Source organism: Dyella sp. SYSU CM1112 (genome assembly GCF_058216415.1).
The window spans coordinates 79,558-93,051 of the sequence record NZ_JBZEGI010000014.1 but is presented as its reverse complement, the minus strand read 5'-3'; the positions used below and the strand labels follow the sequence as shown (position 1 = coordinate 93,051).

Here is a 13,494-nt window from a genome sequence, read left to right as displayed (position 1 = left end):
CCCGATGAAACCCCGTACAACCCTGGCCGAAGATCCTGAACATGGGAGATTTCTATGTCATGTAAAATGCGGATACGGTGCAGGAGTTCTGATGATTGGCGTAATAGCTTCGTCCTGAAATCTTGACGCCTACCCGCCATGAGTAGGCGGGTGCACTATTGGCCGCCCCCCTATTGGGGAGGTTGCTGAATACCTAAAATATAAGCATTGTGTTCAAGACTATCATTGGTAACACTGATCCGTCTATGCAATGCCCACAACTCTCGGTGGAGGTTGCGCATCCCCGGCCCGTTCTCACCTTGCATAAAGACATTTTCTATAGTCGACCTTACATTGTTGTAGTCGGCAAAAATTGGATTAAGTCGAGCAATATAATTATTTATGCGAATGTTTGAATCTAAAAACATATCGTTTGATATAAGCCCTGTCTCATTAAAGATCATATTATCAAGGTCATCAAGTTGGGCATTCAAGGCTCTTATACGCCCCATTCCCCAGTTTTCCCATAAAGGCGGCACATTGCGCACATTCGGGGGCGGCTGAATTCCGACGTTCCTATTTAAGGCAGCCACGACCTCATCGTAAGCGGGCGGCGGTGCGATGGGGACCGCCGGCTGGGGTGAAGTCTCCGGTACGCCCCTGGCGGCTGCCGCGCTTGTGCCAGGTCCGCTCCTCATCCGCTTGGCTGCGGGACTCCCCTCCTCCACTCGGCTTGTCGAGGGTCCTTGCACTTCAACCCTGTCCATCGCCGCGCCAGATGCCTTCTCCGCTTGCACCACGGTATCCGGGGCATCCGCTTGCGCCGCTACGCGCTTAACCATGTTGTTCACGAGGTCGCGAACGATGGCCTCGTCCTCCAGCACCGGGGAAATTACATGTCCCGTAGGGTCGCTATAATTGATGGGGTCGTTGGCACAATAAACGTACGGATTGATCCCACCAAATCCGAATGGGCTGAAGCCGTCCACAGCATTAAAACGCATCAGGCCCGGGAGATAGCAGCGATAGCCGTTACCCAATGGGTAGGCGAATGTGATGAAATCCTGATGAGCCCCGGTAAAGCCCTGATCGAAGATCCTGGACATGAGAGATTCCTATATAGCGTCGCTGCTAATGACCCGCGAGAATCAGCATAGTGATTGGGTGCGCCTGCTTATAGGCTCCATACTGATCACACTCTCATACAGATCGCCTTAGGTGGAAGCACCACTCCTATGAGCTCTAATCAGCAAGGGCACGTTAATTCCACTCTACTTTTCATCTCACCAGGATTTGATAACCCGCCGACGCGTCGCCCACGCCGCCACTGTTGGTAGCGGTGATAGTGAACCCATATCGCCCGGCTCGCATAGGCGTGCCCACGATCCCACCCGTGTCCTGATTCAGTTGGAGGCCTGGCGGCAGTGTCCCCTCGGTGACCGCAAAACGAAGGGTGGCCGGCGTATTCGAGACAATCTTTGTTTCGTACAGCACTCCGTAAGGCGCGTAAGACTGAATCGCTGAACTGAGCTGCGGCGTTGGTGCCGACACAATCTGGGGGTCGCCGAAAGGAGTGCCCTCAGCGGTCAATTGCTGCAATGACCAGCTCTTCCCGGCTTGGATGACTGCTAGAGTCCAATAAGTACTCGGATCACGCAGCGCGGCTTTTTGAGCCTCTGTAAATGCGCCAAGATTTCGAGCTGTTTCCCACTGCTTGATTCTGTCAAGCATTCCTTCATTCTGGCTGTCCACGTTCCATACGCCCATACCGGCATTAAGCCCCGCGCCTAAGGCCAGCCAAGACTCAATATCCAGCATAGAGCTCAGCCTGCTGAAATCGATCCAGCCCAACATGCCCGGCAGATAATTAGCCTGATAGTAGTCATTATTGCGGATTAGCTGCATCTTGCCCTGCGCGTCCAGGCTGGAGCCCCAGCTTGCCCTCGTCAAAGTATCCCAGGCGTTGGACGTCATTCTGCTTGTCTCAGTGATGTATCCATCATGCTCCGCGTGCGCCTTGTAAGTGCCGTTCACCAACCGGGCAATACCATAACTCCCCCACCCGGAATCGCTCGCGGATTCAAGCCCGTCGAAGGAGTTGGCACGGATACCAACAGCGTTGCGTATGACGCCAAATCGAATAGCGATCTCGTCAATAACGCTAAGTCCGCCGACAGGGCCGCGATACTGGTTGACGATGACCCGCTTAACAAGTGTGCCAACCGGGGCTGTTGCTCCGGAGGTATCCCATATCGCTCTGGTGACTCCAGTTACTTTCCATTCGGAGGCATTTATCTGCTGCACGTTCTGTTCAAAATATCCAATAAATTCATCACCAATAAGCAACACTGAGTCATAGCCCGACTGATCCCCTCCATCTACAAGAGGGAGCCCTTTCAGCACTGGCCACGCATCGCTCAGATAGAGCTCTGTGTCCGAAGCCCCCAACGGCCTACTCAGAGGGCTCTCTCCTCCCATCGCCAAGGAAGCCTGCTCCGAAAGATAGGGGTCATTGTCGGCGATGAAGTCCGACATGGTATGAACACCTACGTGGATACCGACTGCTCCGGCTTTATCCACAACAAGTGCCTTAGCCTGGTTATCGCCACCACCAAAATCTGAATTGAACGCATAGTGGCCCGTGGATTGCCAAGGACCGCGATAACCATTCAGCGCATAAATGTAATTAAGTCCAGCCGACTTGGCTGCTTGAGCGGTCGCGTCAACACTGTTGCTACCTAGATAGGTTGACACAATAAAAGACTGGCTGCTGGCTTGAGCCGCTTTTTGCCACTGACCATTCTGAGTAGGGTAAGGAAGATTTTCACCGGAAGCGATGAAAGACAACAGGGTAGTGACGAGCTCCGGGCTGCAGCCAAACAGTGCGATTTTGGATCCAATGATCTCCCCTCCCGAACTGAGCGGCCCCACAGGAACAGGATACCCATTAGCGTTGAGCCGACGCCTCTGACGGGTATAGTCGAAAGTAAAGGCACGGAGCATTGACCCCCACGAGGTTTTTGCCGCAACACTCCACTGCTCCAGGGCGGGATCCACGTTCTGGCCATACGGATTAGGATCGACGTCTTCTTGCCATCCATATTGGGGGTAATCCCTGGGCCAACCAGCTTCCGTTCGGTCATTGAGCAACTTTAGGCCTATGGCGAACGCCTGATCGTGCACCACACCCGCTGATTCGCCTATCGCACCGGAATTTCCATTTGAACCATCACCGACGGCCACTGCGGTAGGCAACGGCCCCCACAAAAGTGCCTGAATGTCAAACTCATCTCCAAGTCGATCACTCGTATTGGCAGGCCCATCAATTTGGGTAACCTCAAACGTGACATATCCATTTTTTGTAACGACCTGGACGTCGATCTGAAATCCGAACTTCTCATCTTCGTTTATAAACGCATAAAGGTCAGAGGAGACAGCATGAGCCGTGGTAGGCATTATCTGTTGTCCATTGATTACCAGGCTGACGAACGGCGCAGATTTGCCGGCTGGCATATAATTTCGACCGCTACGGGAGTCAGTCAGGCTAACGATGGAGCCGGTAGCATCCAGGTCAAGTGACAGGTAGCCGGCTTCAAAATATAACGCTTCCTTCTGTGTAGTCATGGCCTTTCTCCTTATAAAAAGGCAGTTTTTTTCAAGAAATGCTCTTTGACTTCCAATAGATAAAGATGGTAAAGGAAGCCATACTATTGGCTCCATGCTCGTTATCACCGAGCATCGCTCTCATTAGAAAGCCGCGAGATCTTTGTAAGTGCTTTTTAGCTTCTCTAATACCGCGATTTCGGAAAGTGCCGTAGGTGTAGCCCATCGCACCATGTCACTGCCACCGGCCAGCACTCACGGAATGAGCAAGTATCTTTGCCAAAAGTACAGCAAGCCATCTTTGACTCAATAAATAGATTTTATATTTGAAAAACGCCAGTTATAATGTTCAACCACTGAATCTGGCGGATCTATTGGAACTTGCGTCCATACAATGTAACCCCAACCATCAGAAGAGGATGATGCAACTGGGCTTGCATAACATCCGCCGTCATCATGGCGCGCCAAACGAAAGGCGTTTTCCGTCCATAACGGTCTTAGAACATAGCTACGAAGATATGGAGGATTGCCATTGTTTCCATAAGGATAGGCAACTATGACCGCATAATCTCCGTCCCATATGTGTCCCCAGTAATTAGCTATCACACCGGAGAATGATGGCGTGTATAAGGCTATATCCGTGTTCGGAAGCACCCGACCGGGCTTAACATTCCATCCACTATTGCTCCATATGCTCAAGCGCCATTGATACCTGTCAAGAGTTCCATGTTGGCCATCCCCCACTATCACTGGCAAATCCGTCCCCTGGTATCCCTCTCCGGTGCATGCCCAAAGCTTGTAACCTGGGCAATATAGCCAACCATAATCCTGCGATGACGAGCCAGGTGTACCGACATAGCTTGGAATAATGATGTCATAGAAATAGCTCAATACCTGCTGACCAGAACCATCATAAATGGGCACAATGCTTCTCGATCCCTTTTGAACAGACTCATTGGGATCGTAGCTCTTTGGATAATACGTTTCAGGGAACTTGAAATTTAAATAGAACTCACCCGGATTGCCATACTGGTCATGAAATTTCACATGGCCTTGTAGATTATAATTTCTTCCAGATGGCGTTTGACAAAACGGACGTACAAGATTAATGAATGTCATCAAGATAATGACAATCGATCCGTCGTCGCGACCTGTCGGTATAATAGGATTATCATCAAGATCGTCCCACAAAGGAATAGTCACGCCTGGCGTGCCGCTCCAGTAAATATAGGCATCCGTGTTGTAATAGTTGTACTGGCTCGTGTAATAGTAGGCATCGAGCGGATCGGAAGGTTGACCTTTCGCAATGGATGCCCCGTCCAAGCTCCAGTCCACCATCTTCTTGACTGCGCCATAGCCATTAATGGGAGAAGTTTTATTGTCAATGGAAATTTGGTAGTTATCTTGCCGCCAGTAAAATTCAGGTGGCAAAGGGTCACAATCAACATGGGTAAGACAATAAGTATCCATGTCCAGATTCTGCGACGACGGCGCACGAGTGGGACTGATAGCCAGTCCTCCGCTTGCTCCGGCTGCGTAGGCATTGGATGGGTACCCCGTCACCTGGATCGGCGAGGCGGTATACGTCGATACGACATCACCAAATTTCGCAACCGTACTATCCGGCAGGGTCAACTGGCCCTCGATCGTGATCTGGCCCGGCACCGTACTGGTGAGATACAACAACGGGCGCCACCCACCGAGCACGCTCTCGGCGGGACCACCCTCTTCCTCCCTTTGCGGCACGGCTTCCGACGGAGGCACGATAATAACCTCGGTGTAGGCCGTGGGCGTTACCGAGCTCGCCCATCCTTGCGGAAGCTGACTGCCATCGTTGAGCGCCAAGGTCGGTACCTTCTTCTCCCATCCCCATGGCGGGGAAGTGATGCCCAGCAGCGTCTCCATATAGGCTTGGAAGCGGGTGGCCGCCGGTGTCTGGGTAGGGGCAATGATGGTGTTGTTTAAATGCGTACTGATGGGATCAAAATACATCCGCATGCCTACACAATGGTTGCCGTTGGCGTAGATGCCTACATTAGTGATCCGCTGGGCATTGCCGTCGAGGTAAAAGCCGGTGTTCGTCACATCATCCCAGGCATGCGCCCAGTTACCGTTTGCGTCGGCGATACCGAGTGTGGGCGGGAGGCTCGCTTGAATATCGGTCACGCCATTTTCATTGATACAGATGTAGTAGGCCCCAATCACATAGCCACCGGTCCCGAAGAAAATCTCCGACCCATCTATTTGATAGATGTCCTGAAACTGCGCCGTTGAATTGGCAGTAAACGAATAGGGCTGGTCGAAGGAGCTGGTGGTCGTTGCCGCGCCGGTTTGACGCTTTGCCATGGTCTTGCTCCTTTGATTGCATACTGATGGAACACTCCGCTCCGTGATGCTCAGAGCATCACGGCGATCGGGTTTCAGCATAAGTTCGTTTGGCTACTCGTAGTTTTGATCGCGCGTACAAATGCTTTGCAAGCGCGCATCCGAAACAGTGGTTGTTGGGTTGCTACGGCCTGAAAAGTGGCGGATTTTTTTCGCTTCGATTGCGGAATCATTCCGATCGTTCACGCGTTGTATCTTTTGAGGGAGGCTTTGGTTGGCCGCCGCCATAAACATGAGACTGAAAAAAAGCAAGACATCCTTGCCTTGAGGCTTTTTCCTGGCATCACGCGTCAATATGAGAGCGTTCCCACACTGGCGAACCTTACATATACCGATAACTTGTACTTGCGGACAGCTCCCTGCCAAGACGGAACATTTCTTCCTGCGCAAAGGTGCGTAACGGTGTCGGATCGAAATCACGTTGTTCTTGCAGCGACCGCTTCGCCATCTGTTTCGCAATCATCGAAGGATTGGGATCAAAGTCGGGGAAAATATAATCGCGCCAGGATTTTATAGGGATATATCCGCGTGTTATTCCCTCTGTCACCTCACTCACCGTAACTTTGCCGCCGCCGATGGCGTATATAGCGCCCTGGCGCCATTTGAGGGCACTCAACATATACGAGTTGCCTTGGGGGGATTTGACTTCCCACACATCTTTCGGAGTGGGAACGTAAATTACGTGATCACAGAAGGGCGATATGTCATCAGGATACTTCTCGGCCTCTTTCGATACGATTCCGAGCGTGGGTATGTCGTAACGCTTGGCAATTTCATAGCTTAGACCGATGCCGGACTTCGTCGTGCCGGCAATAAGCCCGGGACGGTGATGCGCCTCGAAAATCTGGACGATCTTCTTTTCAAGAAGGCCGGTATCAGCGTAACCCATGCCTGAAAAGCCGGTCATAACAATGGGTTTGACGTTCTCACTTTCCACCCAATGATGGATCTGATTTTCCACCGGATCGTCCAGGTGCTGAAATGAATGCCCTGCCTCAGCCCAGCTTTCCGCCCCCAGAGACAAATCAGTCAAGGAAACATGTCCAGTGGGGTCGCTCCTGTTCACCGGATCCGCCATGCAGTAAATGTATGCATTCAGTCCGCCGATACCGAACGGGCTCAGGGTATCCTGCGCATTAAAGCGCATCAGCGAAGGCAGATATCGCCGATACCCGTTTCCCAACGGATAACTGGGGATCACTGGATCGTTGTAGGCAGCTGCATAACCAAACGCAGTAAGCATGGCAGTTTCCCCGTGTCGGTTTACGAGCCTGGCTCGCCGAGACTCGGTCAATCAACCAAACGTCACGGATGCACATGACGGGCTCAGTGGTCCGCGCACACATCCAAATCAAACCAACAATGGCGGAGCCTCGGCTGCAAAGAGCCTATATTGGTCATGGATAGACATCAGCAAGAAGACTGATCGATAACGCTCCCCTCTCCGCACGACTACGACCAAAGCGCAGCGTACTGAGCAGGGTATCCGGGACGCACTGGTAGGGTAGCCGCTCGAAACATTGGTATCGCCGGATGTGACTCCGGATGTGCCGAAACAAGTACCGGATCGCTAGGCTGAGGAAAGCTGTATGCGGAAGGATAAAAACTTCCCATGGCCGTGGCCGCCGTCGGTTCGACCCCTGCCAACCGGGCCACAGGCGGCGGCTTCAATTGATTTTGAAACGCCGCCTTCATCAAAGGAGGAAGACCATAAAAGAGGCCTACGTTCAATGCCTGACTGATTCCTTGACTGATTGCAGCGCGAGCGATATAGCTACCTATAGTCGGTCGCTCCAGTGGTTTGCTCGCCGCCTTCAATCCCGCCTTCTCGGAGGCCTTAACCGCATCAAGATAGGTATCGACAGCTTCCGCATAGGTATCAGCAGCTTCCCCAAAGGAAATCATTATATCCGCTATGCTCGTGTAAAACGAAATTTTTCCCCAGACGCTGGCGGCGTGTTCATGTCCTTCCGCAGAGTTCACAGTGGAAACAACGCTCGTGGCACCGGAAACAAATGCAAGCACAGCCGCTCCTCCTGCCCAAAGCGTGAGGCCGCCTGCAATCCCAATGGGGGCGATAATCCCAATCGCGGTGAGCTCAGCAGTCAAGGCAATACTGGCCCCCACCTGGACTGATTTCGGAAGCGTGACGAGATCCTGGTTTATCCAATTGGGCAACGCCAATCCCACCGTAATGCCTATGGGCGGCACGGTAGCCGTCAATACCGCCGTCAACATCGTATCGAACGTCAAGAAGGCACTGCGAAGGAAATTATGGCCCGTTGGGTCAAAGCCATTGATCGGGTCACCTTCGCAATAAGCCATGGCGTTCATGCCGCCAGTACCATACGGGCTGTAATCATCCAGTGCCGTAAAGCGCATTGAACTGCGATCGTACATGCGATACCCGTGGCCAAGCGGATAATTCCGGGTCACGGGATCTTGATAGGCACTGGTAAATCCCTGCATCGTCATGATCTATGGTCCTTCCGGCTGGTTGGGACGTGCCCCATCGCCAAGCGATAGGGCACGTCGATGTGGCGGGTGGCGCGTCGTCTTCAGCTACCCTTTTTGACGGGTTCCTCGCCGTAGGCGGAATAGGCACGCTGTTCCAGCTCCTTCGCGTTGCCGTTGCTGGCGTTGATAACCGAGCCGAGCCGATCGGTGCCCAGCAGCCATGCACCCGCTTGATCGCCACTACTGTTGTATTGAGCGACCGGTGTGCCGGAGAGCGAACGCTGCAGGCGCACGTTGTTGTTATCCCCCTGGATCAGATTCACCAATTCACTCGACCGGTAATAGAAATAGGTCGGCGAATTGGCCGCATCAGAGGATGTCGTCACACCTTGACGGCTTAAAGGGTCGTAACCGTACGTCCCGCTAAGACCGGTCAGATCGCTCTGGGCAGTGGCCACGCGGCCTAGCGTATCGTACGTCAACGTGGTCCCCTGGCCATCCTTGGTAATGCGACCGGCGTTGTCGTATTCCACTGTAAAGTTCGCCGGTCCGGCATCGGTATTGGTATTACTTCCACCGAGCAGACGACATGGATCCGTCGAGTAATCGAATTTGAAGGTGGCCGTATTGGACAGGTTGGTGCTGCCCGATGCCATCTTTTTAAATTTTGTTGTAACGGCTGTAATGTTGTTCAGCGCATCGAACGTGAATGATTGCTTCGTCAGGACATTCCCAAACCGGTCGCAATACCAAGGTAGATTCTTGGAATCATTTTCGCCGTCCCAAACGGTGAGCCGATTACGGGCGTCATAGCTATAGATCTCGTATCGTTGACTGTCCGAATTTTGCTGAAAGTGACGCTGCGTGACCAGATCGTTCTTCTGCCACATCGTCTTGTCTTGAGTGATCGTCCAGGTGTCCGTGCCATCGGTGATAATGCGCTTCATCTCCCGGCCAAAATCGTCCAACTGCAGCGTCGTGGTAAGGGTACGATTACGCCCGCTGTCGGTCGCCGACCAGCCCGTCAAGCGTCCTGCCGCGTCATATTGGGGGGTGACTGACACGGCGCTATCCGAGACGTTTTTGATGCGTCCCTGGCCATCACGCGAAACCGTGCTAGTGGCTCCATCCACGTGCACATAAGTCCTCATCGCACCGCCGACCGTGTACGCGTAGGCCGTCGATTTTTCCAAGGGTGCCTTCACATCCCCCGCCTGAGCGGACGGAATCGGATAATCGATCTTTTCCGCTTGCAGACGCCCGGACGGAAACGGGGTGTATGTAAGCAGGCTGGTGTTTGTCACACCCTCTTCCGTGGCATCGGCCTGGGCTGTTTTGATGATGCCGGTCACCGGCTCATAATCAAAATGATGCACATGGTCCTGGACCGAAGCCGTACGCACTACCTCGCCGAGCTCGTACACGTAGTCGTATTGGCGTATATAGCCGTCGGGTGCCTTGGCCGTATCGGGCTGCGAATAGCCGTCGCACACCTTGCTGTCGTAGGGGTAGTGGTACGTCCACGTATACGTACCGACCGTCTTGCTCGTAACCCGGCCCAGGCTGTTGAACTTTCGCTCGCCGGCTATACAGGTTCCCTTGAAGGGCGTCCCTTGCCCAGTCAACCATCCGGTTACCTGGATGCTATTGACCCACGCCGCGGGTGACTTCGGGCTATAGCCCCGATGCACTACCGTGGCCGGCGCGATACTTGTCTTATCTGGCAACGCGGTATCAGTCACGCGCCCCCACGGGTCGTATTGATAGGTGACCATGCGGCCAAGCTCGTCCGTGTCCGACATGGCCCAGGACAACCCGTTGTATTGCCGGCTGCGTGAACTGTAGGCTTGCGCCGTACCCGGTGTCGCAGCGCTATAACGGCGCTCGATGGTGATAGCGCGCCCCCTAGCGTTGTAGTCGTACGTCGTAACGCTCCAGGCTGTGCCTAACGTCGGCGTGACCGGTGGGATGGCCTGCACATTTACCGTAACACCGCTGCGGGTACTGCTGACGGTTTTATTCACTGGATCGTGAACTGTTATATCCGCCGTACCATCGTTATAAGCCACTTGATAGGTGTTCCCCCAATCATCGTATGTGATGAGGGTGGTAGCTAATGTATAGGTTTGGGTCGTATTGCCATTGGTATCCACGTCATAGTCAAAGACACTGTGACTGGCGAGACGACCCATGTCATTGTAAGCGCGCTCCTCCATCTTCCACCACGAGCCTGCTCCATTTGTCACATCCACCGCATTGACGTCACGGCGGATCATGCGGCGCAAGCCATCCAGGGTATAACACACCGCATTATTATTGGGATCCGTTTTCGTTACCTGGAAAGGATAGGTATTCTTATCTCCCAGCAATGTTCCCTGGATTGCGTACGTATATTTAAATACGTTGGTATAGCCGTCGCTGCTCGTTGCATTGAGGGTACGCTCAGTCACCCGGCCCAAAATATCGTATTCGTACTGCGTGACATTGCCCAGGGTGTCGACATCCTGTTGGACGCGGCCACTGTAGATCGACACGGAATGCGTGTTTTGTACCTGCAAGTAGCCCGCTGGATGTCCGTTTGTCGCGTCTGCCTGCACGTCCGGATCGTTCGCCACCAGTTTGTGCGTGGTGGTCAGGACATTGATGGCTTGCGATCCCGGGTAGGTAAATGTCCCGGTGGTATAAGTCAGCGTCTCGGTGCTTTGGTAGCTCTCGCTCGACTGGGAGGTTTTTCCATTCGGATAATGTGTCAGCACCTGCTTGGTCAGGCGGCCGGCATTCAGGCCGCCTCCCGTGTCATAACTATACGTGGTATCCGACAGCATCATGCCGTTGACTAAGTCGTTGCCAGATAAGGTCCCACCACTTGTATGCGATGCGTAATTTTTTAGAACCAGGCTATTCACATAAGGAGACTTTGACGTAATCGCGGCTGGCGTTGCTGCCGCGTAGGTGTAGTTAGTCTGTTGAATGGGCGCACCCGGCACGATGAAGGTTCCCGTGACGCCACTGGGATCGGTACGCTTCCATGCCACGAAGCGCGTAAAGCCATTGGGGTCTGCAGGGCATTGAGAAGTGCTCTTGGTGCCATCGTAGTACGACCATTGCGTAAATAAGCCATCGGGCTCTGTTTTCTGCAACGGATTACCGAAATCGTCCCAACCGTAGGGTCCGCTCGTCAGGCTTTCGCCGTATGTGGTTGTTTCGGTGTAGTGAGGATCATTGACGGGATCAACGCCATCCACCCAAGTCACCGTTTTCTTTAGCGGGAGCTGGAAGAAGGCATGCTGCTGCTGGTCGAAAGTCTGCGCATCGCCTGCGTAATAGCTTGTGGCCGTCACAACCGTCTTTCCGTTGTCTTTAACCGAAGAGTCAGAATTATATTGAGTGACCGTTTCTGTCGTCAGCAAATGAAATTTATTGTAGACACGTGTAATCACCCGAGTACGCTTGTCACCGGCTTCCGTCGAGCGGCAGGTTTCCGTGGAGCTATACGCATAAGCCTGGTTGTAATCATAAAGACTATCCCTATTATTTACCCAGTTTGAAATACCGGTATTGCCGCCGCCGACAAAGTTATGCCCAGCCATATCACCCTGCTGTTGCTGGGACGTGTAGGTATATGTCGTCGTAATCGCAGGCTGTCCGCCTCCAGGATTGCGGGTGTACGACTGCACAGCTGGCATGGGTGTGGAAGAAACCGTGGCCGACGTAGGAAATGCATGCGTGGGCGCGTACTGCACACTTTCAGTCGCGCCACCCGGGGACGTCAAACCAGTCAACCAGCCCGGCCAGGCATCGTTCCCCTGATAATTACCGTAAGTCAACGTCCAGGTCAGCCAGGCATCCTGGCTAAAATCATTGCTCTTTTTAACATCCACGCTGGACAACTGGCCCGCTGTTTTATAGTTGAGGTTCGCCACATAGCTTTCCGGTGTATTCGGAAAGAACGTAAAAGTCGCCATATTGAATGACGTGGCCAATAGCTTCGTGCCGGTATCGTCCAGGACACCGACGAGATTGGTCGATTGCCAGTTGAATGTCAGCGCCAGTCCGGCCGGATTAATCATCAAGAGTGGGAGCTTAAGACTGCCTCCCATGTTCTTTCCTTGCAGAACCTCGATCTCACCCGATTTATGGATCACCTTGTAATATTGCTTAAGGGTGCTTGGAAATAATTGCCACGTGATACTGCCGTTGTCGTAGCGCTTGAATTGGATGGTACGCAACGAAGACTGCACCAAGGGGATCAGCAACCCGCCGTCGGTGTCAGTCGTAGCGTTAGCCTCATCGACGAGATAGCGCTCCCCCGTCGAAAGCACGAGCATATTATTGGTGCTGTCATACATGGTTATGTTGAGCGAAATGCCAGAACCCAGGCCCAGGTCAGTGAATTGATCGCCCTGGGCAGAAGCCATGGGACTGTAGTTCAGTGAGACAGGCCAAATTGGGCCCGCCCCCTGATTACCGATAATTTTCCCCAGGCTGATATTGGCGCCATACATGCCTGTGCGCGGATCGACCTGGCCCGATACGGCGCTACTGAAATTACCTGCTTGACTGACGAAGGTTGGGGCGTTGCTCATCGTACTGACTCCTAGATTGATGATCTATCCGAAAATACCTTGGAGTAACTGGCATATTTTTAACAAAAATCCATAATAATCATCCATCCAATATGATGACGTAAATGTCTTTACGCATCAAAATATAACCGTGTCGCCTCTGACGTAGAAGATACGCGGACCAATAATGGAACATGCATTATGCATTTCACGAATTCCTTTCTTTTTACGCGTAAAATTTCGGAGCCATGCATGGCGTCTACGTAAACCAGCCTTTACCTTAAGTCTTTCTGTTTACCCTGACTTTTGATGCAGCGCTCGAATTCTTTGAAAGACTGCATCCAGTGCACATCCTCAAGCAGCATTGCCAGAATGGCTCGTCAATTCTATAAAGCGATAACGCGTACGGCGATGCCGGGAACGCAATAAGCTGTTTTAAGAAGAAGTTGAGCCAACATCAGCGTTTACCTGTCATGAACAATCGATGTTTGCAGCGAATCATCAC

At 52.7% G+C, this 13,494-nt stretch carries 6 protein-coding genes; all 6 read right to left on the bottom strand.

The genetic code is table 11. The features are described from left to right. Positions 1-170: 170 nt before the first annotated feature. A complete protein-coding gene (locus AC4HNJ_RS17715) occupies positions 171-1,085 on the bottom strand; it encodes an RHS repeat-associated core domain-containing protein (RefSeq protein ID WP_490480926.1) in 915 nt (304 codons plus the stop codon). Positions 1,086-1,257: 172 nt separating this feature from the next. Further along, complete coding sequence (locus AC4HNJ_RS17710; protein ID WP_490480925.1) at positions 1,258-3,603, bottom strand: Ig domain-containing protein; 2,346 nt, start codon at positions 3,601-3,603, stop codon at positions 1,258-1,260. 285 nt (positions 3,604-3,888) lie between these two features. Continuing rightward, positions 3,889-5,928 carry a hypothetical protein gene (locus AC4HNJ_RS17705; RefSeq protein ID WP_490480924.1) on the bottom strand — a complete coding sequence of 680 codons (2,040 nt, stop codon included), beginning with the start codon at positions 5,926-5,928 and terminating at the stop codon, positions 3,889-3,891. A gap of 361 nt (positions 5,929-6,289) precedes the next feature. Continuing rightward, positions 6,290-7,210 carry an RHS repeat-associated core domain-containing protein gene (locus AC4HNJ_RS17700; protein WP_490480923.1) on the bottom strand — a complete coding sequence of 307 codons (921 nt, stop codon included), beginning with the start codon at positions 7,208-7,210 and terminating at the stop codon, positions 6,290-6,292. Positions 7,211-7,419: 209 nt separating this feature from the next. Further along, entirely contained in the window at positions 7,420-8,442 is a 1,023-nt protein-coding gene (locus tag AC4HNJ_RS17695; RefSeq protein ID WP_490480922.1) for an RHS repeat-associated core domain-containing protein, read from the bottom strand. Between the two features lie 83 nt (positions 8,443-8,525). Then, entirely contained in the window at positions 8,526-13,010 is a 4,485-nt protein-coding gene (locus AC4HNJ_RS17690) for an RHS repeat domain-containing protein (RefSeq protein WP_490480921.1), read from the bottom strand. Positions 13,011-13,494 lie beyond the last annotated feature (484 nt).